Raw genomic sequence first — 23743 nt, forward strand, 5'->3', positions numbered from 1 at the left:
TTAGACTTTCTGCTTTCACTCCAAGCTATATTTTTCGTTATCTTTCGGCACGAAATATTTTTTAAATGCCTAAAAAGAAAAAAGTTGCAATCCTCTATGGAGGTCGCTCGGTGGAGCATGGTGTATCAATTAACTCAGCCCGCAATATTTTCGAGTATATCGACAAGAAGAAGTTTGAACCGGTAGCCATTGGTATCAGCACAAAAGGCCGGTGGTATCTCACCGAAGGTGTAAGCAAGGAAATTGAAAAAGGCGAAGCACTGGCACTCGCGCTCGATCCGGTAAAGCCGGGCTTCATTGTATTGAAGGGCAGCAAACGCTTTGAGGTAGATATTATATTCCCGGTACTTCACGGTACAGATGGTGAAGACGGAAGCATACAAGGCATGATCAAAGCTATAGATCTTCCGATGGTAGGCACGGGCGTACTCGGTTCTTCCATGGCAATGAATAAAATTGTATCGAAGCGATTGTTGAAAGAAGCCGGACTTCCGGTAACCGATTTTCTCGCGTTTCGCTTTGATCAGAAAGACAAGATCACCTTCAACTCTATTGCCAAACAATTAGGCACACCTTTCATGGTAAAGTCCGCCAGCCTGGGTTCATCCGTGGGTGTATCCAAGGTGAAGAACAAGAATGATTTCAAGAAGGCAGTAGAAGAAGCATTCAAGTACGATGACGAGATGATCGCAGAAAAATATGTGAGCGGTCGCGAAATTGAATGTGCTATATTGGGTAACTACCCGGCAGAAGCATCGTATCCCGGTGAAGTAGTAATCAGCAAAAATTATGAGTTCTATACTTTCGATGCTAAATATGTAGACCCGGAAGCGGTGCGTATCGATGTGCCGGCCAAGTTACCCAAAGCTATAGCAGAAAAGATCCGGAAGGCATCCGTAAAAGCATTTGAAGCATTACACTGCGAAGATTTTTCGCGCATCGATCTGTTCCTGGATAAAAAAGGAAACATCTATGTCAACGAGATCAACAGTATACCGGGCTTTACAAACTCCAGTATGTACCCGGTAATGTGGAAAGAACGCGGCATAAGTTTCCCTGACCTGATTACCCGGCTACTCGACCTCGCACAGGAACGTTACAACCGAGGTAAGCGCATTGAACGTGGATTCCAGTCAGGATTGAAGTTCTGATTACTGTATATTTGCTGTAACTATCCTATTCGAAATGAAATTCAGTCTTGGCAAATTTACTCCTAATACACTGGGAGGCATTCTACTCAGTCTGGCGCTGGCACTTTCCATCATTGTAGTGCTGATAGCGCTATACTTTTTTATTTATTTGCCGAAAGTTACCAATCACCTGGAAAGTATTACGGTGCCAAACATCGAAGGCATGAAGGTATCGGAGCTGGAAGATTTTCTGCTCACTAAAGATCTTCGCTACGAGATCAGCGACTCTTCGTATTCTTCCAAGTATCCACCCCTTACGGTATTAAAACAATATCCGCATCCCGGGGCGAAAGTAAAAGAAGGAAGGAAGATCTTTATATCCGTAAACCGCATTGATGCGCCAACGGTACCCCTACCGAACCTGATTGATGGATCGGTGGTAAATGCCGATGCCGTATTAACCAGCAACGAACTGAAACGCGGCCGCATTATACTCGTAGCAGGGCCATTCAATGTAGTAAAGGAAATGAAGTATAAAGGTGCACACATTGAACCCAACGTGCGCGTACCAAAAGGAGCGGTGATCGACCTCGTGGTAATGGATGGTGGCAATGGCAGGGGCTTCCCGATGGAAGACATGACGGGACAGGATTTTGAGGATGCCAAAGTATACATTCTGGGTGCAAACCTGAATGTAGGCACGGTAAAAGTTATAGGCGACACCGTAGGCATAACACCGGTTATATTAAAACAAATACCGGAGCCTGGAGAAACAATAAAGGCAGGTGATGTCGTTGATCTATGGATAGGCGCACCCGGAACCGAACCCCTTGATGAATGATCAATAAAAAAATTGACAGTACGTTACGCATCATTTTAAAGATATACCGGACTGACAGGTTCTGCAGTCCGCTTACTACACTTGTATTTATATTACTGCTTACCGTTACAACGGATAGCCTGGGGCAACTCACCCGCGAACCTGTACAACGAAGAGCCGCCATACGTAATACCTCCTCTCCTGCCGGCCGCAAACAAAGTACATTACCCTTACAGCTTCCCTTCTGGGATGATTTCTCTTTTACACCTATCGATGATCCTGCCGATACTACTGCAAATTATCCCCTGGATTCTATCTGGGTTAACAGTGAAAATGTCTGGATCAACCAGGGTGTTGGTGTACATGCGCCCAGCCTGAACGTTGCAACCTTTGACGGATTGAACTCGCTCGGCCTTCCCTACTCCGATGTAATTCTTGCCAATGGTCTTCGCGATAGCCTTACCTCGCAGCCGATCGATTTGAGCCCGACCGCTGTATCGCTGGCGGAAAGAAATTCTGTGTTCCTGAGTTTCTTCTATCAATGGCAAGGCAACGGTGAGCCGCCCGACAAAAATGATTTCTTCCAACTGGAATTCAAGAACAGCTCGGGTGCCTGGGAGATTATGATGACGATCTATCCGAAAACCAGTATGAGTCGTACGGAGTTTTATGACACGATCATACAGGTGCCGTTTGATAATGATCGCTTCTTCTACGATGCGTTTCAATTTCGCTTCGATAACTTCGGACGCAAGTCCGGCCCGTTCGATACCTGGAATCTCGACTATATATACTTCGACAAGAACAGAACGCTCGCCAGCATGTCGTTTCCCGATCGTGCACTGGCTTCTCAACCAACACAGTTATTTGGCAGATATACTGCTGCTCCACTCGAACACTTTCGCAAGAGCACACCCTTTGATAGTATAGAGTTTGATGTAAAGAATCTAAAGACTTCTGCTACCGAGATCGCGATCGGGTATAATACATATATGACTTTTCGAAATTATACCGGTGGATCGGCATTGGCAGATCATACTATACTCTATAGCACAGGCGGTGTTGGCCCCAACGGAGGTTTGATGGATCCGCTCGAACGTGCCGTGGTAAGAATGGAAACAACTCCCAATCCTAACGACACACAACAATTCAACCCCGCTGCTGATTCCATCGATATCTTTTTAAAGATTAACGTAACGAGTGGTGATTTTCAGGACTCCGGTCGCCCCGGTTTTCTGCCAGTCGATTTTCGTATCAACGATACATTGACTACCGACTATAAACTGAAAGATTACTATGCGTATGATGATGGCACAGCCGAATACTCTGCGCGCCTTAATACTACCAGCGACAGACTTGCCTATGCATTTAATATGCTTACGGATGTAGTGGATACATTGATAGGATTTGATGTTTACTTCCCGGACTTCGGTTTGTCTACCGACCCCACGGTAGATTTCCAGATATATGATGATAACAATGGCATGCCGGGTGATCTGTTATATACTATATCCAGCTATACCTTGGTCAAACAGGGTGTTATCAATAAATTCCAGCACATTAAAGTACCGGAGGTTGTGCGTGTACGAAACCGCTTCTATGTAGGCTATACTTCTCCCAATGTTCGTATAGGGTTGGACTGTAACAATGATACAGGCGACAGAATGTATGTAAATGTAGGCGGTGGCTGGTATCAGAACACCGATGTAGTAGGAAGCCTGATGATACGCCCGGAGTTTGGCAAAGGAGAAGATAATCCTGTAGGTATACCGGAAGATCCTTCATTACTCGCTACCTATCCTAACCCGAACAATGGTGAATTTTATATGGATCGCGCGTGGGAAGTATTACAAGTAATAAGCGTTTCAGGCCAGTCGATACGATTTACGGCCGAACAGGCAGACGATCGCCAGAAGATAACACTTCAGCAAACTATACCGGGATTATACCTGATCCGCGTTAAAAAAGGTACAACGCTTTCAGCTCAAAAGATCATTGTACGATAAGGTATATATAGTGTAGTCTTATCAGGCTATGTTATCTCGATCAGTAATGGCGTGGGGCTAAAGCTCAGTATAAAAATGAGCAGCGCTATCCATCCCAATATAATTCGTTTGGAATCCAATCGCTCCTCTATTTCTGAAGGAGGATGCTGTATACCTACAAAACGACTTACAATAAAGCCGAAGAGCAACCATCCGGAGTATCCTTCTGCCTTCGGAAATATCCAGCTGATAATAAACTGAACAGCAAACATCAGCAACGCATACATAACACGATCGCGGGCCGATAATCCCAAAGCACCAAAGCAGCTATAGTAAAACAAAACGATCAGTGGCACCATCCACACCAAATAACTCTGCGGCAGATTCGGCTTTACGAGGCCCAGCCCGGAGTAAAATACCAGTGCTATAAAAAAGACAGTGGCGATCAGTTTGTGTCCGCGTCCTCCGAACAATCCATACGTAACGTGCCCTCCGTCCAGTTGTCCTATAGGAAGTAAATTCATGCACGTAAAGAACAGCGCTATAAATCCCGCCAGCAGAAACGGGTAGTGCATCATCTCATGCGGATTGGGGATGCGCGATTTATCCGTTACAAAAAATTCGCATAGCTGGTATAGCAGGCTCGGGCCGATCTGCAGATCCAGTGTATTTCCCTTGGTGAACTCGGGAGTATATACATGCTTGGCATAATCCAACCCATACTGTTTATACTCCGGGTGAAAAGTATATATATACTCTGCTGGAGGCAACGTAGCATAGCCATAGATGATCACCGCGAGCGCCACAACAAACCCGGCCACCGGTCCGGCCAGGCCTATATCAAAATGCTGTTTATTAGAACGCACACGTTCTTCAATGCGTATCACCGCGCCCAGCGTTCCGATAGAAGGTATAATCGGGTTGGGAGGAAAAGGTATATAGAACGGAAGCGATGCCCGGATTTTATGATATAGCGAAGTAAAATAATGTCCGAACTCATGTACCGTTAGTATCAGCAGGAACGGAACGGAAAACTCCATTCCCAATGCAAAATCAGCCCAGCTATAGTTTGTATTAAACCCTATACTATCTTTCGTATAGGCAAATATACTTTTGCCATAGCACCACTCAGCACCGGCCAGTGTAGTAGTAATAAACGTGGTAATAAACAGCCCCGCCTGCAGTAAAGCTCTTTTCGTTTCTTTAGTCATTGAAGTAATCGATTATCACATCCGGAGTAACCACGTGCACAGTTTGAATTCCTAACGCTTTCGCTCCGGCAATGTTATCTGCATTATCATCGAGAAAAAGTGTTTCGTGTGGTTGCAGTCCGTTCTCATCCAGCACCTGCTCAAATATATCGGCATCCGGTTTCCGCTTCTTCATCAAATGCGAGTAGTACGTTTTATGAAAATAACGATCGAGCGACTCCTCCTGAAAATGCGGCAACAGAATTTTATCATTTATATAGTTCAGATGTATAGTGTTGGTGTTACTCAGCAGGTATACATTGAATTTGTTTTTCAGGCTCAGCAGTAAATCCAGTTTTTCTTTCGGTATACCCCGCAGCATGGCATTCCAGCTTGCATCGAGTACATCATCGCTGGCCTGTACATTATATAGCTCACGTACAAAAGCGCGGAACGTATCATCATCAATCAGTCCCTTTTCATAATCCAGAAAGCCGCGCGAGCTGACAAAGAGCTCCTTTACCTTTTCCTTTTTTAATCCCGATATATCGGAGAAAGATTGTAAGGTATGATCCACTGAAAGATCCAGTATAACACCACCCAGATCAAAGATCAGATTTTTAACAGAAGATGCCTGCGCCACAGAACTTTATAAGTTGGATAATGGTGCTAAAATAAGAAAAGGTTATCATCTGCCGATGACTTTTCTTTTTGACGGTTCAGCCTGTCCTTCTATTGTATTAACATCATAAAAAAACCTCTGGCTTTACACCAGAGGCTCGATTTTCCGAACGGGTACTTTTGCCTTTGCCACGCTCAGATCATCTGTGGAAGTATTATTTGAAAGAGATGGTCAGTTCGCTAACATCTTTTGGATTGTAAGGGCTCAGTGCATCAAGACGTTTCGCCAGCACATCCCACTTGGCACCCGGTGATGTTCCTCCGGAAATAAAACCTTGTGTGTTGTTGAAGTAACCCGGTGCTGATGTAGTAGAGAGATAAGCAGCCAGCGCGTTCTGATCGATACCAGGCCATACAGCCGTGATCTCTTTAGTCAATACATTTTTGATGGAGTATTCTTTCAGCAACACGGTGCGATCATCGCTATCCAGTGTGCTGGGAGGTAAACCTACTTCTGCAACACCAATGTTATCAGGATCGCTGCCCGAAGCAACAAACGCCCAGTCAAAACCTGTAGTGCCGGATAACAGTACTGCGTTCGGGTGATTGCTATTGCCATATACATCTACTACATCACCTTTCTTACCGGCAAACATTTGCAGGGAGCTGATAGAATAAGGATCTGTTAACGGACTGGCTAGTGGCAGACCAGCGATGCGTACTTGCATTTCGGCATCATAACCGTGTTCACCAAATTCGCTATAGTCTATACGGAAGATGGCATCTTTAGCATTGGCATTGGTGATGCGATCGCAGTTATAGGGTTTAATGATCGCTATACCTTTTACCTTCGAAGTTTTGTTCCAGAAAATCTGCAGGGCCTTACCGCCATCTGCCTGACCTTCTGACTCTGCATCGGTAATAGTAAGGGCATAATCCCAGTCAGCACCTTCGAATGATACATCAGACGAAACCACCAGGTTCTTTACACGCTGGTCATCATCGCCAACATACGTGATGGACATTACACGATCAATTTTATACCGGCGGATGCCTGCTATAAATTGTTCTACCAATATCGAAGAAGCTTTACCTACAGCAATGAACGTTCCGAGATTGATATATATATCGTTACCTTTTACCGTATCGCCTTCTACCCGGCCACCACTCAATCTTCCGTTAGCAGAACTGTTGCTGATAGAAGCCGGTATATCTACGCTGAAGGTTTCAGGAAGTATACTATCCTGCGACTTTTCATCCTGGTTCGTCTCACAGGCAGTAAACATGATTGAAAGCGCAAGCCCCATGATCAAGACAATGGAAACACGTTTTGCAGTCTTCATTTTTTTGGATTTTAATGTTGTGTTCATTTGGTTTCTCTTTTGGTTAGCAGGATTATTTCCCGCTGTTCAATCCTAGAACACAGCCAACTTCAGATACCCTTATGCCCCCGTGAGAAAAAAAAATAAAAAATATCAGAACCGCGATTTTCAGGGAAATTTCAAAGGAAAGCAGCTCGTAATTAAAAGAGATTGCATTTAGTCCCTCTCAGAAGAAAGGCTAGGGTGAAGTGCTATTGCACAACAGTCGTATCCGCTACAACGGTAGATACAGCAAAGAAACCGATCGCACCCTCGCTAAGGTTAGTGGTGGTATTGTCGCGCTGCACATCAAATATACCGCCTCGCCATTCCGTTTCAGAAAGCATGGAACGAAGAAACTCTTTATAAGCAGTGCTCATGGAATATTTTCTGCGTATGATGGTGGAACCTGCCGGAAAATAAAAATCTTCCTTATCCGGTTTATAGATTTCGTTTACATCGATCGTCTTCAGATCATAGTATATCAACTCACCGCTGCAATCACTGCCTGTGCAGGCACTCGTATTTTGCCACGATATTGCATGCTCAATATAGTTAGGTGACTGACCTTCCGGATTCAACACGAGTTGATAGCCGCTACCTGCTGCTGCATAGTGTAATATACTCAGTGCCTCTACCGGCACGGCACTATCGCTGGCTGTATATTCCTTTTCATTATACAGTATATGAAGGGTATATACTTTATCCGTCACGGCTCGCATCAGCGGAGTATAATATTCTCCGGAACCTGCCGGTAACTCTGTCAAGGTATATAGAGTGGTTTCATCACTGATCGTAACAGTGGCACCACTTACTGGCACTGGTGTTTCATTCTGTGTTTTATAGGGATGCGTAAGTCTTACCAGGTGATTGGTATTCTCATTGGTAAGTATACTTTCCACCACAATCAGGTTGGTGTCTTCCGATTTCAAAGGCAGATCGATCGCCTCCTCGCACGAGAGCGAAACAAACAATAATATCATTCCCAATAATCGCTGTGTTCTCATAACCATCTGAAATTATAGGCAATGGAAGGTGTGAACCGAAACAGGTAATACTGCGAAGTAACACGGTTACCATCCGATACATCGGAAGGTATTTTAAAATCTCCGTTGCTGTTCTCTGTTTTATTATAGTTTACAAAGAGCGCATTCTTTCGTCCGTATACATTAAAGATGGAGAACGAAAGACTATGCCGGAATCGCTTCTCCGGATTTTTGTTAAGCTTTACAGTAGCCGAAAGATCAAGGCGATGATAATCCGGCAGACGATCATTATTCTTCTGACCATAGATCGGCACTTCTTCACCATTATACTGATAGAAACTTACCGGTGATGAGAAGGGCGAGCCTGTAGAATATACCCAGTTCATGCCGAGGTTCCAGCGCAGCGACAGATCGTATGCCACCATAATATTTACCTGGTGCGGCCGATCATAAAACGCATTATATACTTTACCACCATTTATATCGGCAAACTTTCGCTGTGCCCGCGAATAGGTATACCCTACCCAGCCACGCAAACGTCCTTCATCTTTCTTTGCCAGTAATTCTATACCATACGCTGTAGCCTGGCCAAAGCGAAGCTCACGTTCCAGCAACGGGTTCAATAAGGTTTCGGCATGCGCGTTATAGTCAATCTGGTTATACATCTTTTTATAAAACGTTTCAGCTGTAAAAGATGTACCTATATCCTGCCACGAACGATAATATCCCAATGTAACCTGGTCGGCCTTCTCCGGTTTTATATTGATGCTGCTGGGTAACCAAACCTCCAACGAAGTAAACGGGCTGATAGAGTTCGAGATCAAGTGTACATTCTGCACGTTGCGCGCATAGCTTGCTTTCAATGAAGCATGATCGTTCAGCATATAGCTCAGCGTGAGGCGCGGCTCCAGGTTTACAAACTGTTTATAGTCATCGCCCTTCGCATAATAGAGTGTATCAACCGGATTGTGGTTTTCATCAAATACATATTCAAATGCTTCACCGGTGTTAGACCACACCGAGAAACGCAAGCCATAATTTACTCCCCAGCGATCGTTGAGCTTCACTTCGTGATTACCATAGAGCACCAGCTCTACCGAATTGCGCACAGAAAGTGTGGGCAGAAAAGATATAGTGGTATCCGACTGCAGATTGCCCGGATTAAAAGTATATCCATTTACACCCAGCCCGAACGTTAACTCATTTTCCGGACGGATGAAATAGCTGAAATCGGATTTTACATTGAAGTTAGAGATGTGCGAGTTCCAGCGTGTGTTCGTAGCTACATCGGTATATAAAAAATAATCATAGCCCGCTATCGCTACCGTTGTGTTCATAAACAAGCGATCACTGAACAAGTGATTCCACCGAAGTGTACCGGCCGTGTTGCTCCACGTCAACCCGTTGTTGCTGTCGAAGTAATGATCAGCACCGGTATATAGCGAGAAGAGTATACGGTTTTCCGGGTTGATCTTTACATTTACTTTAGTAGTGAAGTCGTAAAAATCAAATTGCTTTACATCATTATTAATGCGTTGAAAGATCCACTTCAATGTAGACGCTCTTGCCGAAACCAGAAATGAACTCGCGCTCTTTCGAAAGGGTCCCTCCACGCCTACTTTCGTTGTGATCAGCCCTGTACTTCCCCAGGCTTCAAAGCGCTGATCGTTTCCTTTCTTCGTTCGTACATCCAGCACAGACGATAATCTTCCTCCGAGCGAAGCAGGCATATCGCCTTTATAGAGTGTTATATCATTTACAGCATCCGGTATAATAGTAGAGAAAAGTCCGAGCATGTGACTGGGATTATAAATCGGTGCATCATCCAGCAACACCAGGTTCTCATCACGATTACCACCGCGCACATAATAAAAAGTAGAACCGTCTGAATGCAGCTTTACACCCGGTAAAGATTCCAGCGACTTTACAACATCTACTTCACCAAACAATGCAGGGCGTTCTTCTACAGATTTCGGACGTACGTTGGTATTGCTTGCCGTTATCTCCTGTACTACATCCGGCAGCGCATTGCTCACCACCACTTCTTCCAGCACCGGCAGTTCTTCTTTCAAGGCTATATCTTGTTGAATGGATGCGCCGAGCTCCACCGTTGTAGTGCGCTCTTCATACCCCAGAAACGAACTGGATATAGTATATTTCCCTTTGGGAACAGTAATAGAAAAGAAACCGAATGCATTGGTCACCGTGCCGGTTTGCAATTCTTTAAACAACACCGAAGCACCGATCAGCGCTTCGCCACTGCCGGCATCTTTAATCGTACCGCTGAGTGTCACCGTTTGTATACCGGCCTTCTCAATTTTCTTTTCAGGTTTTAAAATGATCTGCCCTTCTACCAAAGTATAGCGTATACCAAAGCGATCCGCCAGGTCGTTCAACACAGCCGGGAGCTTTTTATTCACCGCGGTATATTTGGTGGATTGCTCTGCCTCTATCTTTTTAGGATTATAGGAGAAACGAACGCCTCCCTTTTTCGCAATAGCTTCCAGCAATTCTGCCAGCGAGCCATTTACGTCTACACTGATCGAAACATCGGGTACATTATTCTGGGCATATACCTGCAGGCTCATGCACAGCATGGGTATAGCCAGCCATCGCCAGCATCGTGTTCGCCATACGCACGCCTGAAGGTTTAGCATCCTGCTGCTGTAATTTCGATCTGGTTGCCGTTGATCTTGTATGTAAGATTAAGGGTATTTTCCAGTACGCGCAACACAGCCTCCAGCGACTGATGATCGAACGTAACGGTTACCGCACAAGAGGCCGGTATATCTGCAGCAACGGTAATATTCGCCTGGTATATTCGGTTCAGCGTAGCTATTACGGTGCGAAGGTCTTCTTCTTCAAAAACGATCTTGCGTGTATTCCATGATTGGAAGTTTATATCATCATTTACCTTGCTGCTCAACTGACTCGCCTGGCGACTATATATACCTTTCTGACCGGCTTCGAGTTTTACTTCAGTTTTTAATGCAGGCACTGATAATTTCACCACACCCGTTTCAACTACTACTTCCACTGCGCTGAGACTATCGTATGCCAATACATTGAACGATGTACCCAGCACTTCTACCTGCGCATCGTTTGCCTGTATAATAAAAGGTTTCTGAGGATTGCGTGTTACGTTAAAGAACGCTTCACCTTTCAGCGCTACCGTTCGATTGTCGTCATTATACGATGCACTATAGGAAAGTGAAGAGTGACTGTTCAATGTTACCTGCGAACCATCCGGCAATGATACGGTAAGAGTGTTGGAAGCCGTTTGATACTGTACATCTTTACCCTTCGGTAAAAACTGCAGCACAATCCATCCGGTTACGGCCAGTAAAAGTATACTGGCGGCTATTTTATACCATACTGCAAAGGAACGCGGCTCCAATGTACGCACGTTACTTTCCGACTTTTTCTGCTGTATAGTATTCAGAAAATGATTCCACTCGAGGTCGAGGTCCACCGCACGATCGGTTTCCTTACGGGTATAATGTTCCCTGCTGAGATCAAATAGCTTTTTATATTCCTGATAGTGCTTCTCATTTTCAGGAGCACGCGCAATCCATGCGAGCAATTCTTTCTCCTCATCTGGAGAAGCCTCACTCGCCAGGTAGCGGGTCATCAGTTCTTTTACACTATCGTTGAAATCAGTATTCACACATGTATTCTGTTACGATAACACATTCCATTTGCTTTACCCTTATTCTCTGAACATAAAAAATATCAACATTAAAAATTCGCCCAGATGCTCGCGCAGCACGCTCAGTGCCTTCGACATCTGTGCTTCTACGGTTTTAATGGAAATTCCCATTTTTTCCGCGATCTGTGCATATCGCAGTCCCTCCATGCGGTTCAGTTCAAATACCATCCTGCATTTTTCCGGCAGCGACTGTATCGCCAGTTCAATGCGTTGCTCCAGCTCCGATGTCTCCAGCGAAGTATTTACCTCCGTCAGTTCCTCTTCCCGCACATGATCCAGTATAGTATGCTTCTTCCGGTCGCGAATGTAATTCAGGCTCCGGTTGCGCACGGCAGTATATAAATAGCTTCGGTAATTGGTGTCGGACGGCAGATTCTCGAATTTCTCCCATACAGTAACAAATACATCGTGCACAAGACCTTTGGCCTCATCCCAATCGCCCACATACTTCATGGAAAAGTTGCAGAGTGGCTTGAAGAGCTCGCGAAAAAGTTGCTCGTAGGTATGTAGGTTTTTATCTGCCAAGATTCAATGCCGTCTTTAAGACTTGCAACAATTGAAAAACACTGTCTTAAAGATATAAAAAATATTCTGACCAACAGGCGACAGTAATCCCTTGCAACATTTATTCATGCAGGAGAAATATAGACTTCTCCTGTACAATTACATATATGCCTGAATTATAGGCCGTAAGTAATGGTGCAATAATAGAAACCTCCTACTGCCGGGCCACCCAGGAATGAATGGTAGTAGTGATTGAAGAGGTTGCTCCCTCCTATCTTTACCGATACCGCTTTCCAATGTGAGGTGATCTGCGCATCTACCGTTTGATAGGCCGGTACATTTCCGTTTACCAGGAACGACTGCCAGTAATAATTACTCTGCCAGCGATACGTAACCATAAACCCGAGGTTCTTATATACGCGATCGTTACCTACTGAAAAATTTACGATCCACTCCGGTGTATTGAACCCGTCTTCAAGACCATCGCCACTGGATCTGCGCTGTAGTTTAGCATACGTAAGGTTACCCATAGCGCGGAAGCTGTTAAAGAAAGTATAGCGAAGCCCTATACCGGCTCCATAGTTATAGGCTGTGGTTTTAGAGTTAGTCCACATCCGGTAACGATCCTGTTTCTTTTTCTCGTTGAGATAAAAAGGAATTGAATCCTGGTTGCTCGTCTGCGGAATATTCATTTCCACCTGCGCGATGAAATTATTATAGCGGTTATAGTAAAAATCAACATCTACCTGCAAGTCTTCTTCGAGCATCAGTGCACGATAGCCTACTTCGATAGAACGTATCTGCTCCGGTTGCACATAGGTATAATCGTTCTTTACCAATAGATTTTTATTCTTGATTATAGCATCGTTCCTGCTCAAATCATTTTTGTTGATGTCGTTGATAACAGCAGCCTGAAATGCATCGATCGAAGCACGCTTATAGGCATTCTCAAATATACCAGACGACATTACCGGCAAACCTCCCACACGTTTCACACCACCGCTGTTCACATTGGAGAAAGCCTCGAACACACTGGGAAAACGATAGCCATTCTGATACGACAACCGGATGTGATGTTGATTGGCAGGCGAATATACCGCAGTAAATCGCGGGTTCCATTTCAATGAATAGTACTCATTCTTATCAGCACGCACAGTAGCACTTACCTTCAGCTTTTCGCGAATGGTTTTGGATGCCTGTATAAATCCTCCGGTTTTGCTATAGAGTAAATTAGCGCCCGACTCCGTGGGGTTAATAAAATAATTACCATCGGGTATAATAATATAGGTACGATGATCAAAGCCTGTGAGTAATTCTATACCGGTAGTATTGCGGAGAGATTGCAGCAGTGAAGTTGTAAGATTATACTGTCCTTCTACATGCAACATGCGCGATTGTACTCGCAGTGCCGCACCATAATCCCAGTTGTTGATATCACCGAGTTGCTTGATCAACGTGTTGAACTGCGATGTGCCCGGTTGTGGTCGCCCGTTATCACTATAGGCGCGCGCTGTTCGGTGTGCATCTGCAACCGATTCTCCGGCAGCTATAGCATTGTTATAGCCCGTGGTATAATCAGCAAACCACTTATCGTCTGACTTAAATGATTTATCAATGTTCTCGGCCATGGAGCGTGCGTTATAGGATTTACCGGTGTTCTCCATGTTCAGGTAGGCTGTGAGTTGTAAAGCTTTGGAGCGATACGCAAGGCCATGTTGCTGCAGTTGATAATCTTCCAGGCGGAAACGATTGGCGCGCTGGTATATATTATCCAATCGCGCGAAGCGATAAGTATAGATCAGTTTCTTATCAGGAGCAAAAGCATAGTGAATGGCAGCATCGCCCTTTAGGTTATGAATGCTATAGTCTACTACCTGCTTTTCATAATAGCCGGTGCGGGCCACTACGTAGTTCTTACCATTAAGCGCAAGCGTTCTGCGATTGGCCGATTCATTACCATACGAATTTACCGGGTCGGCTGCAGGATTATCGGCTCCGAATAAACCGGTGCTGCTGTTGGCATTGCCATTCAAATCATGGTGATCGTCAGCAATCCAATCCATACCCGTGGTATAGGTACCGTTGATCTTGAAAGCCAGTTTTGAATTGATAGCCTTTGCCCAGCGAAGACTTGTTTCAGAAAATATCTTGGCGCCTCCCTGCACATGAATACGATTCACTCCGGTTTTCTGCTGCAGACTTATACCTTGTGAGGTGAACGGATCTTTCGTTATAAGATTAGCAAGACCGTTAATCGCATTCATACCATACAAGGCTGAAGTAGTACCCGGTATAATTTCAACTGTATTAATATCAAGATCACTTGGCCCCAGCATGTTGGCAATGGGTGCGCCTAAATGTGGCGCCTGGTTATCCATACCATCTACCATTTGTACAAAGCGCACGTTAGTGGTATTACCAAATCCGCGTGTGTTAATTACTTTAAAGCCAACGCTCGGCACCAGCATTTGTACTCCCTTTATATTCTCGAGCGCATCAAAGAATGATGGCGCTGCCGACTGGTATATCATGCGGTTACTGAGTTTTTCTATACTCACAGGAGATTTACTCAGATCTTCCTCAAGCCGCGAGGCTGTTACCACTACATTGGTAAGTTCCACGGTTTTTACACTGTCGGGCTTTTGCACCTGGGCCTGTGCAGCAAATGAAAAAAAGATAAGAGCAGGAAGGGATAAATATTTAATCATGAACCGATATGTATTTACATACATATCGCAAATATATCAAAAGGACGTTCTGAAAGCAGAGTATAACAGTGATATAGGGTAAATATAGTCATACACCCTACAGTCGGCAGTTTGCAACATCCAAATGACGATACATGTTGTACCGCAGTTTGATCTATTTGTGTCGTCAGAATTCTCCTTTTGACGAGCTCTGAGAGGAGGCGATATATACCGGTAAGCGATTCCGAAACAAGTCTTCTTCCTTTCCAAATGTGGAAGGTAGGAACACCTTCCACCATTTATACACCTTCTACCATTTATCCGCCTGCGGACACCCCAAAGGCAAAACCGTACAAGGCTCTTGTCATTTCTCTATCCGCTAACGATATTCATGGGGTGTTTCCCGGTTGGCTTAATAATTGGCTTACAGGAAAGTTACCTGGCATTTTCAAACCAAATTCAAAACGAACGCATGATCCGCCACTACATCACACTGGCTCTCCGAACACTCTGGAGAAATAAATTTCATACTACCATCAACGTATTAGGTCTGTCTATCGGCATCAGCGCATGTCTTGTGATCTACCTCATTGCCAGTCACGAACTGGGTTTCAACAAGCAGCTTGCAGACTACGATCGCATCTATCGTATACACTCAAAATTCTCCGGTACATTTTCCGGTTTGAACAGAGGCGCACCAACAGCGATAGCGCCCTATATCCGCGAACATTTTAAGGGAATCGACAACGTAGCCATGTTCTTCATCTACAGTTCTAAAGTACAGATCCCGACACCAGCCGATAAAAAATCATTCGACAAAAATGAAACTACGATCATTGCCGGACCAGAATACTTCGAGGTCGTTCATTCATACGAGTGGCTCACCGGATCGCCCGAGGTATTACTGAAACCCAACCAGGTAGTACTTACTGAAAGTCAGGCCAAGAAATATTTTGGTGATGTAGATATAGCTACCCTGCAAGGCAGAGATATAGTATATGCCGATTCTCTTCCGGTGACCGTAGCCGGTATAGTGAAAGATCTTCCGTTCCGTACGGACTTTACATTTACTGATTTTATCAGCGAAGCGAGTCTGGAGTCAACATGGCTCAAGAGTAAATATCCGTTAAATGATTGGGAAAGTACCAACAGCAACACCCAGCTATTTATAAAAGCATCTCCAGGTATATCGCACGAAGCTTTAATGGCGCAACTGCCGGAGCTCAGCAAACAATATGCAGCCAATAGCCACTGGGATGCCACCAACGAATTTAATATACAGCCGCTTTCTGATTTGCACTTCAATGCTGAGATCGGTGTATTTGATATGGACAGCTCTGTAGCAGCGCATATGCCAACACTTATCACATTATTAGGTGTTGCTTTCCTGTTACTTGTTATAGGTGCCATCAATTTCATTAACCTCGAAACGGCACAGGCTGTTAACCGCGCAAAAGAAGTCGGTGTTCGAAAAGTATTGGGAAGTACGCGCATGCGATTGATACTGCAGTTCTTATCCGAAGGACTTATACTAACATTAATTTCCGTAGTGATCGCATTACCTCTTGCAGAATTAGGACTCATACTTTTCTCGGAGTTCATTCCCAAAGGTGTTTCATTAAATATACCGGCACTTGTACCATTCCTGTTAGTGGTGGTTGCCTTTATCGGTATATTGGCCAGCGCGTATCCGGCATTTGTACTCTCATCCTTTATACCGGCACTCGCGCTGAAAAACCAGGCGAGCCTGAACAACAGCACATCACGGTCGGCCTACCTGCGTAAAGCGCTTATTGTGTTTCAGTTTACATTCGCACAGGTGTTGATCATCGGCACACTTATGGTCGGCTGGCAGATACATTACCTGCTGAATAAAGATCTCGGCTTCAAGAAAGATGCTATCGTATATTTCGATACACCGTGGTGGGAAGATCACGGCAAAACGATGGCGCTGCTTCAGGAGCTACGAAATATACCGGAAGTAAGTGAAGTGGCGCTGAGCGATTCACCTCCGTCTTATAACGGCTGGAGCTCTTCGGTAGTAAAACATATTCGCACCAGCGTACCGCTTCAATTAAATGCCTTCCGGAAATTTGGAGACGAACATTACCTGGACTTCTATGGCATTCAACTTGTCGCAGGACGAAATCTGCATAGCAGTGATACGGTAAAAGAATTTTTGATCAATGAAACATTGCTCAAACAACTTGGATTTGCTAAACCAGAAGAAGCGATCGGTGAGCTCATAGAAATGAGCGGACAAAAATTACCGGTAGTGGGTGTCGTAAAAGATTTTCATATACAGTCGCTGCACACAAAAGTAGAACCGGTGATTATGGCCACGGCCACCAATGACTTTAGTTGTCTCAATGTTAAATTTTCAACCGCCAATCAGTCCGGTAAAATATTGCAGGCCAGTATAGAGAAAGTACAGGCTGCCTGGAAAAAGATATACCCGGATGTTCCGCTGAAGTATAAGTTTCTTGATGAGACGATCCGTAATTTTTATAAGAGCGAACAACGCATCGGCAAGCTTTCGCGCATTGCCACAGCGCTCGCTATATTTATATCCTGTCTCGGCCTCTTCGGGCTCGCCTCCTATACTACTACGCAACGTTTAAAAGAGATCGGCATCCGCAAGATACTCGGAGCTTCTGTACAACAAATCGTTGCCTTACTGTCGCGCGACTTTATTTTACTGGTGGTGATTGCGTTTGCTTTAGCCATACCGTTGGCGTGGTTCAGCATCAACCGCTGGCTGGAAGGATTCTCGTATCATGCCGAGCCGGGAATATGGATGTATATCGTTACGGCCGTATCGGCAGTTGTCATTGCATTCCTCACTGTAAGCTATCAAACCATCCGTTCTGCCAGACGCAATCCGGTAGATAGTTTAAGAAATGAATAGTTTCCCGCTGAGTAATTTCTTCTAAAGAATCAGACTTACCTTTCTGAGTGTGTAGGGTGGAAACACCTTACACCTCTTCTAAAATTCACTGCCCGAAAAGATTAGTTTTCCTTCCATGCGTGTAGTTGAAATCCTGTGCTATCTTGATGCACTTAATATTTCCCCGTTATGCGAATAATACTTTTACTCCTGATTACACTTGCCATGTACCCGGCAAGGGGACAATCGCCCTTTAACTATGGGAAGGACAAGCAAGTATATTTCCTGGGATTGGATGACCCTATGCGATTGGGTATTGACATAATCTATATAGTAGATCAGCGCTCTGAAGAGGATCGCGGGGGTATGGACGAAAACTGGAGTGTCACTACTTATTCATTCGCTTCAGAATCTATCGAAGTGAATTGGGCACCTCTTTCAAAGCCAACCAATTTTCGATACAACTTTGACAGCCTGACCAGCCATCCTGATTACTTGAATGGAAGGCGATACGAACTGTCCGGCATTCAACTGAAAGCATACGGAGGAGAAGGCTATGGAACATTTGACTGGCAGGAGATCACCCCTGTAAATGATACGCTATCCATTGTTGCTTCTATGTGTGTAGGGCATTGTTACAATCAGCCGATAGTCTATTCCAAAAATGTTTTCAACAAAGGCAGGATCACGCGTATCATCACGTATCCACATGCTCCTGCTGACAGTACTGAAACGCTCCTGCCCGAAAATACAGACGAGTATGAAGCCTATTTTTCCTCGCTGCTTGCTTATGGCGATCCCGACACGCTAAATTATTACTATAACGCGAAAGGGCTTTTACTGAATATAGGGAAAACGGATCAGCATGATGATACGAATAAACAGATCAAGTCGTTCAAGGATGGTGTCGGATCTACATCCTATAAATTCCACCAATGCTATATCGGTCGCATACCGATGGAGAAATTCCTGAAGAAAAAACTGGGTTTTATGCCCGAGCTTTTTTTGATCGAGATTTACCAGTATGGTGTGTTCTCATTTATACTCCGTGAAAAAAAATACTACCCAGGCGAAACCGTGGTGCTTGAGCGGTGAAAATGATTCCAAGATCTGCTCTTAATACTTTATCGGTTAATTATATTTACTTTCCTTTCGGTGTGTGGGAGCACCTTACACCACTACTTACTTTTTTCTTACCGTGCAGTCAGATGTTTCCATCTGACTATATACTCTGATACAAACTCCTATATCCCTAAAAACAAAAAACCACTTACTCGAACAGATGTAAGTGGTTGATTTTTAAGTGGGCCCAGCTGGGCACGATCCAGCGACCCCTTGATTATGAGTCAAGTGCTCTAACCAGCTGAGCTATGGGCCCTTCCAAATTGGAGGCGCAATTTTACATATTTAATGTGAATACACAAGGCTTTCACTCCTCCGGAAAACTATTTTTTTAATACTTTTTTATATTCTGCCTCATCAAAGCCCAGCAAAAGTACTTTTCCGTCTTCTTCGATCAGCGGACGTTTGATCACACTCGTTTTTTCTTTCATTAACGCCACGGCTGCTGCTTCATTTCTTACTCCGGCCTGCACTGATTCATCCAACTGTCGCCAGGTGGTGCCGCGTTTGTTCACCAGGCTCTCCCATCCTACCTGCTTGCTCCAGGCTTTCAGTTTTGCATCGGTAATACCTTTGGCTTTGTAATCATGAAACTCAAATTCAACGTTGTGTTTCTTCAGCCAGTCGAGCGCTGACTTAACGGTATTGCAATTCTTAATTCCGTAAATGGTCATAGCGGTTCTTTAAAAATTATAGTAGTTTGTCTTCTCAAAAAACCGAAGGTATGAAGATTACGATCATAACAAAACTGATTTGCCTTGTTGCATTGGCTATGGTAATCTCCTGTCGCGAAAAAACAACTGAATCTGTTATGAAACCAACTGATCCGCATTCATTTGCTCAACCTGCCGTAGCACGTGTAAAACATCTTCACTGGAAAGCCGCTGTCGATTTTGATAACAAGATCATTCAGGCCACTGCTACCTGGACAATCGAAGCAAGTGCTGATGCAGACCTGATCACTTTCGATACCAAAGGATTGACGATTGAAAAAGTAACGCTTAATGATAACGTTGTGGCCGAGTATCGCCTGGCTGATAATGATAGTATATTAGGACAGGCACTCGCTGTGCTGATAAAGCCGGGCACTACGCAGGTAAATATCACCTATAAAACAAGCCCTGATGCTGAAGCCGTGCAATGGTTAAATCCTCAACAAACGGCTGGCAAAAAATATCCGTTCCTCTTCACACAGTCACAAGCTATATTGGCGCGAAGCTGGGTTCCTTGCCAGGATTCTCCCGGTATACGCTTTACCTACGATGCTGAAGTTACTGTGCCAAAAGATTTACTGGCATTGATGAGTGCTTCCAACCCGCAAGCGAAAAATGACAGCGGTATATATACTTTCTCGATGAAGCAGCCGATACCATCGTACCTGCTGGCATTATCTGTAGGAGATATAGCTTTCAAACCCATCAGTGAGCGAAGTGGTATATATGCCGAACCATCACTGGTAGATACGTGTGCATGGGAGTTTGCTGATCTTGAAAAAATGATTGCCGGTGCTGAAGACTTGTATGGTAAATATCAATGGGATCGCTATGATGTACTGGTATTGCCACCGAGCTTTCCGTTCGGAGGCATGGAGAACCCGCGACTTACGTTTGCAACGCCTACCATACTGGCCGGAGATCGTTCGCTTACATCACTCATTGCGCACGAGCTGGCGCATAGCTGGTCGGGCAACCTGGTAACAAATGCTACATGGGATGACTTCTGGTTGAACGAAGGGTTTACGGTATATTTCGAGACGCGCATCATGGAGAAACTATATGGTAAAGATTATGCGGAGATGCTGGCATCCCTTAACCTGCAGGGACTGCATGAAGAAATAAAATCATTGAACGATGCAGGTCTTTCTGCCGATACCAAACTGAAGCTTCACCTCGAAGGAAGAAGTCCGGATGATGGCGTAACAGAAATTGCTTACAACAAAGGATATTACTTTTTGCGCACGATCGAAGAACAAAATGGTCGCGATAAATTTGATCAGTTTGTGAAAGACTATTTTACGCAGAATGCATTCAAGGTAATGACTACGGAAGAGTTTATTCCTTTCATCAGGAATTACTATCAACAAAAATTCTCGATTGCACTGGCAGATTCATTGTTCCAGGATTGGATATATACCGAAGGTCTCCCTGCATATTGCCCAACACCGGCATCCGACCGCTTTGCCAAAGTAGATGCTATACTTTCTCAATGGAAATCCGGAAGTACAATTCAACCTGCAGCTACATCTGCGTGGAGTACACACGAATGGTTACACTTCCTGAAAAATCTTCCCGATACATTATCATTACAACAGATAACTGCGCTGGATGCGCTGGGTAAATTTACTGCGTCCGGTAATTCCGAAATTATTACAGCGTGGGGTGTTATTGCTATCCGGAATAACTATACCAAAGCTTATCCGAAAATCGAAACGTTCCTGATCAATACTGGTCGAAGAAAATTCCTGATGCCACTCTATAGCGAACTGATCAAAACACCGGAAGGTAAAAAACGCGCAACGGATATATATACCCATGCACGACCGAATTATCATTTTGTAGCGGTGAGTAGTCTGGATAAACTCCTCGGGCGTTAATTTGTTTCCCGCTGATCCCGATAGCTGCCGGGATGAATGCAGATAAATGCAGTAAGGCTTAAAGTAAAAAGCAGAAAGCTAAAAGCAGAGAGTGAAATGTACACAGCTTTTAGCTTTCTGCTTTCTCAAGAAGCTCGTAGTTATTTTTAGAACTCGTGAAGAAGTATCGAAGCCTGTTGAAGTCTTCTGATCAATCGCGATGACTCTTCGAAGTCAAGCGTTTGTTGTCCATCGGAGGCGGCTTTCTCTGGTTCCTGGTGTGTTTCGTAGATGATGCCATCCGCGCCAGCCATCACGGCTGCGAGTGCTACGGGCTCTACAAATTCGCGTATACCTATACCGTGCGATGGATCGGCCACTACCGGTAAATGTGTTTTCTCCTTCAGAATGGGTATAGCATTTACATCCAGTGTATTTCTGCTCGCGCGCTCATACGTGCGTATACCGCGTTCGCACAGAATCAGTTTCTCATTGCCGGCTGCAAATACATACTCCGCAGAGTATAGCAATTCTTCAATGGTACCGGATATACCTCGCTTGATCATCACCGCCTTGTCTACTTTGCCAAGCTCATCCAGCAAGTTAAAGTTCTGTGTATTGCGCGCACCCACCTGGAATACATCTACATAGTCATGCATCTCGGCAATCTGGCTTACCTGCATTACTTCGCTGATGATCTTGATGCCCGCCTTGCGCGCCAGTGTATGCCACATCTTTAGTCCATCTATACCCAACCCTCTGAATGCGTACGGTGAACTGCGCGGCTTGAATACACCACCACGCATAATGCGCACGCCATTCTTTACGAGGTGGTCGATCGTTTTTTGTACCTGCTCTTCGTTCTCAATAGAACATGGCCCGGCCATGATTGCCAGTGAACCATCGCCAATATATACTCCATCGCCCAGGTTAACGCTGGTGCGACCGATCTTCCATTTGCGCGATACCAGTTTATAGTCGTCTGATACACGATGTATATCTGCTATCCCCGATAACTGTCCCAACTGGCGGATATCAAAATCCCGTTTACCAATTGCCACAATATAGGCACTCCGTTGTGTTTGCACTTCGGTGGTTTTATACTCCAGGCTTCTGATCCTGGAAATGATCGCTTCTTTATCGGGCGTGCTGATAGTAGAGTCAAGTTGGATGATCATAGAGGATAAGGGTTACACGTTATTAACGCCAAAAGTATACGCTGTATTATATGCTATATAAAAACTATGTTCTCAATGATTGAACAAACTGTTCTATATCGGCTTCAAGGTCTTTTGACTCTCTTAGCAGATTGATGAACGCACTTCCTACAATAGCCCCTGTGCTATAGCTTGCCGCACGACTAAACGTAGCATGATTGGAAATTCCAAAACCGATCAGGAATGGATTCTTCAGCTTCAGGTTTTGCAGCCGTTCAAAGTATGCTACCTGCTCCGCAGAAAAATCGCCCTTGGCACCTGTTATACTGGATGCTGATACAGCATATATAAATCCTTCGGTAACTGCATCGATCTTGCGAATGCGATCTTCCGATGTAGTCGGTGAGATCAAAAAAGTATTACACAGATTTACCGACTCAAATAAGTCTTTGTATAGCTCTTCAAATTCGTGCAGCGGCAAGTCCGGGATAATAACGCCATCTACACCAATCGCTGATGCATCTTTCGCAAATTTCTCTACACCATATTGCATCACCGGGTTTATATAGCCCATGAGAATGATCGGCAACGAAACATGCTTTCTGATTTCTTTCACTTGCTCCAGCAACTTGTGCAGCGTCATGCCATTGTCTAACGCTACTTTATTACTGGCCTGAATCGTTGGCCCATCAGCCACCGGATCAGAAAAAGGTATACCGATCTCGATGATATCAGCGCCTGCTTTCTCCAGCAGTTGTGCTATGCGCACGGTATCGTTCAGGGCCGGGTATCCAGCCGTAAAATATACATTGAGAATATTGTTTTTCTTCTTTGCGAATAGTTCTGTGATCCTGTTTTTCATGTTGTCTGAATGTTTGAGGTGATACTGACTAGCGATACTATATATACATCAGTATTTACCCCATCGTATATAGGTTTCAAGATCCTTATCTCCCCTTCCGGAAAGATTGATCACCACGACATCATCTTTATCAAACTCAAACTGACTGAT

At 44.6% G+C, this 23743-nt stretch carries 17 protein-coding genes and 1 tRNA gene; 6 read left to right on the forward strand and 12 right to left on the reverse strand.

Annotated elements, in window-relative coordinates:
- Positions 1-65 precede the first annotated feature (65 nt).
- Genes VIN08_RS09110 through VIN08_RS09120 form a run of 3 tightly spaced genes read left to right on the forward strand, consistent with a single transcriptional unit; the run spans position 66 to position 3956 of the window.
- Entirely contained in the window at positions 66-1151 is a 1086-nt protein-coding gene (locus tag VIN08_RS09110) for a D-alanine--D-alanine ligase family protein (protein WP_331963475.1), read from the forward strand.
- Positions 1152-1185: 34 nt separating this feature from the next.
- Complete coding sequence (locus VIN08_RS09115) at positions 1186-1971, forward strand: PASTA domain-containing protein (protein WP_331963478.1); 786 nt, start codon at positions 1186-1188, stop codon at positions 1969-1971.
- Positions 1968-3956, forward strand: a complete 1989-nt coding sequence (locus VIN08_RS09120) for a T9SS type A sorting domain-containing protein (RefSeq protein WP_331963481.1) — start codon at positions 1968-1970, stop codon at positions 3954-3956. The genes VIN08_RS09115 and VIN08_RS09120 overlap by 4 nt, the downstream gene beginning before the upstream one ends.
- A gap of 26 nt (positions 3957-3982) precedes the next feature.
- Here the strand turns inward: VIN08_RS09120 and VIN08_RS09125 are convergent, their stop codons facing one another.
- The 8 genes from VIN08_RS09125 to VIN08_RS09160 all read right to left on the reverse strand — a co-directional run bounded on the left by VIN08_RS09125 (position 3983) and on the right by VIN08_RS09160 (position 15014).
- The gene (locus VIN08_RS09125) at positions 3983-5146 is read right to left on the reverse strand and encodes a site-2 protease family protein (RefSeq protein ID WP_331963484.1); all 1164 of its coding nucleotides are present in this window, start codon (positions 5144-5146) and stop codon (positions 3983-3985) included.
- Positions 5139-5768: an HAD family phosphatase gene (locus tag VIN08_RS09130; RefSeq protein ID WP_331963487.1), complete on the reverse strand. Its 630-nt coding sequence runs from the start codon at positions 5766-5768 to the stop codon at positions 5139-5141. Before VIN08_RS09130 ends, VIN08_RS09125 begins: the two co-directional genes overlap by 8 nt.
- A gap of 193 nt (positions 5769-5961) precedes the next feature.
- Positions 5962-7116, reverse strand: coding sequence for a hypothetical protein (locus VIN08_RS09135; protein ID WP_331963490.1), 1155 nt, complete (start codon positions 7114-7116; stop codon positions 5962-5964).
- 203 nt (positions 7117-7319) lie between these two features.
- Positions 7320-8114, reverse strand: coding sequence for a DUF4249 family protein (locus VIN08_RS09140; RefSeq protein WP_331963493.1), 795 nt, complete (start codon positions 8112-8114; stop codon positions 7320-7322).
- Positions 8111-10750, reverse strand: coding sequence for a TonB-dependent receptor (locus VIN08_RS09145; RefSeq protein WP_331963496.1), 2640 nt, complete (start codon positions 10748-10750; stop codon positions 8111-8113). The genes VIN08_RS09140 and VIN08_RS09145 overlap by 4 nt, the downstream gene beginning before the upstream one ends.
- On the reverse strand, positions 10744-11760 hold the full coding sequence (locus tag VIN08_RS09150) for a FecR domain-containing protein (protein ID WP_331963498.1): 1017 nt from the start codon (positions 11758-11760) through the stop codon (positions 10744-10746). Before VIN08_RS09150 ends, VIN08_RS09145 begins: the two co-directional genes overlap by 7 nt.
- A 42-nt stretch (positions 11761-11802) precedes the next feature.
- Positions 11803-12327, reverse strand: coding sequence for an RNA polymerase sigma-70 factor (locus VIN08_RS09155; protein ID WP_331963501.1), 525 nt, complete (start codon positions 12325-12327; stop codon positions 11803-11805).
- 155 nt (positions 12328-12482) lie between these two features.
- Complete coding sequence (locus VIN08_RS09160) at positions 12483-15014, reverse strand: TonB-dependent receptor (RefSeq protein WP_331963505.1); 2532 nt, start codon at positions 15012-15014, stop codon at positions 12483-12485.
- Positions 15015-15465: 451 nt separating this feature from the next.
- Between VIN08_RS09160 and VIN08_RS09165 the strand changes: the two genes are divergently transcribed.
- Both VIN08_RS09165 and VIN08_RS09170 read left to right on the forward strand, forming a co-directional pair.
- Positions 15466-17901, forward strand: coding sequence for an ABC transporter permease (locus tag VIN08_RS09165; protein WP_331963508.1), 2436 nt, complete (start codon positions 15466-15468; stop codon positions 17899-17901).
- 168 nt (positions 17902-18069) lie between these two features.
- The gene (locus tag VIN08_RS09170; RefSeq protein WP_331963511.1) at positions 18070-18975 is read left to right on the forward strand and encodes a hypothetical protein; all 906 of its coding nucleotides are present in this window, start codon (positions 18070-18072) and stop codon (positions 18973-18975) included.
- A 209-nt stretch (positions 18976-19184) separates the two neighbouring features.
- Here VIN08_RS09170 and VIN08_RS09175 read toward each other — a convergent pair.
- Positions 19185-19258: transfer RNA gene (locus VIN08_RS09175), tRNA-Ile, on the reverse strand.
- Between the two features lie 67 nt (positions 19259-19325).
- On the reverse strand, positions 19326-19676 hold the full coding sequence (locus VIN08_RS09180) for an ArsC family reductase (protein ID WP_331963513.1): 351 nt from the start codon (positions 19674-19676) through the stop codon (positions 19326-19328).
- A 50-nt stretch (positions 19677-19726) separates the two neighbouring features.
- On the opposite strand from VIN08_RS09180, the gene VIN08_RS09185 reads away from it, so the two are divergent.
- Positions 19727-21595 (forward strand): M1 family metallopeptidase, encoded by a 1869-nt coding sequence (locus VIN08_RS09185; RefSeq protein ID WP_331963516.1) that lies wholly within the window; start codon positions 19727-19729, stop codon positions 21593-21595.
- Positions 21596-21741: 146 nt separating this feature from the next.
- Here the strand turns inward: VIN08_RS09185 and VIN08_RS09190 are convergent, their stop codons facing one another.
- On the reverse strand, positions 21742-22752 hold the full coding sequence (locus tag VIN08_RS09190) for a bifunctional 3-deoxy-7-phosphoheptulonate synthase/chorismate mutase (RefSeq protein WP_331963519.1): 1011 nt from the start codon (positions 22750-22752) through the stop codon (positions 21742-21744).
- 64 nt (positions 22753-22816) lie between these two features.
- On the reverse strand, positions 22817-23593 hold the full coding sequence (trpA, locus tag VIN08_RS09195; protein WP_331963522.1) for a tryptophan synthase subunit alpha: 777 nt from the start codon (positions 23591-23593) through the stop codon (positions 22817-22819).
- Positions 23594-23743 lie beyond the last annotated feature (150 nt).

This window comes from Ohtaekwangia sp. (genome assembly GCF_036568665.1).
Taxonomy (GTDB): domain Bacteria; phylum Bacteroidota; class Bacteroidia; order Cytophagales; family Cyclobacteriaceae; genus Ohtaekwangia.

What these genes read in the sequence shown, in the direction of transcription:
- VIN08_RS09110 (WP_331963475.1), top strand. Translation starts at nt 66, where the DNA reads ATGCCTAAAAAGAAAAAAGTTGCAATCCTCTATGGAGGTCGCTCGGTG.
- VIN08_RS09115 (WP_331963478.1), top strand. Translation starts at nt 1,186, where the DNA reads ATGAAATTCAGTCTTGGCAAATTTACTCCTAATACACTGGGAGGCATT.
- VIN08_RS09120 (WP_331963481.1), top strand. Translation starts at nt 1,968, where the DNA reads ATGATCAATAAAAAAATTGACAGTACGTTACGCATCATTTTAAAGATA.
- VIN08_RS09125 (WP_331963484.1), bottom strand. Translation starts at nt 5,146, where the DNA reads ATGACTAAAGAAACGAAAAGAGCTTTACTGCAGGCGGGGCTGTTTATT.
- VIN08_RS09135 (WP_331963490.1), bottom strand. Translation starts at nt 7,116, where the DNA reads ATGAACACAACATTAAAATCCAAAAAAATGAAGACTGCAAAACGTGTT.
- VIN08_RS09140 (WP_331963493.1), bottom strand. Translation starts at nt 8,114, where the DNA reads ATGAGAACACAGCGATTATTGGGAATGATATTATTGTTTGTTTCGCTC.
- VIN08_RS09145 (WP_331963496.1), bottom strand. Translation starts at nt 10,750, where the DNA reads ATGCTAAACCTTCAGGCGTGCGTATGGCGAACACGATGCTGGCGATGG.
- VIN08_RS09160 (WP_331963505.1), bottom strand. Translation starts at nt 15,014, where the DNA reads ATGATTAAATATTTATCCCTTCCTGCTCTTATCTTTTTTTCATTTGCT.
- VIN08_RS09165 (WP_331963508.1), top strand. Translation starts at nt 15,466, where the DNA reads ATGATCCGCCACTACATCACACTGGCTCTCCGAACACTCTGGAGAAAT.
- VIN08_RS09170 (WP_331963511.1), top strand. Translation starts at nt 18,070, where the DNA reads ATGCGAATAATACTTTTACTCCTGATTACACTTGCCATGTACCCGGCA.
- VIN08_RS09180 (WP_331963513.1), bottom strand. Translation starts at nt 19,676, where the DNA reads ATGACCATTTACGGAATTAAGAATTGCAATACCGTTAAGTCAGCGCTC.
- VIN08_RS09185 (WP_331963516.1), top strand. Translation starts at nt 19,727, where the DNA reads ATGAAGATTACGATCATAACAAAACTGATTTGCCTTGTTGCATTGGCT.
- VIN08_RS09190 (WP_331963519.1), bottom strand. Translation starts at nt 22,752, where the DNA reads ATGATCATCCAACTTGACTCTACTATCAGCACGCCCGATAAAGAAGCG.
- trpA (WP_331963522.1), bottom strand. Translation starts at nt 23,593, where the DNA reads ATGAAAAACAGGATCACAGAACTATTCGCAAAGAAGAAAAACAATATT.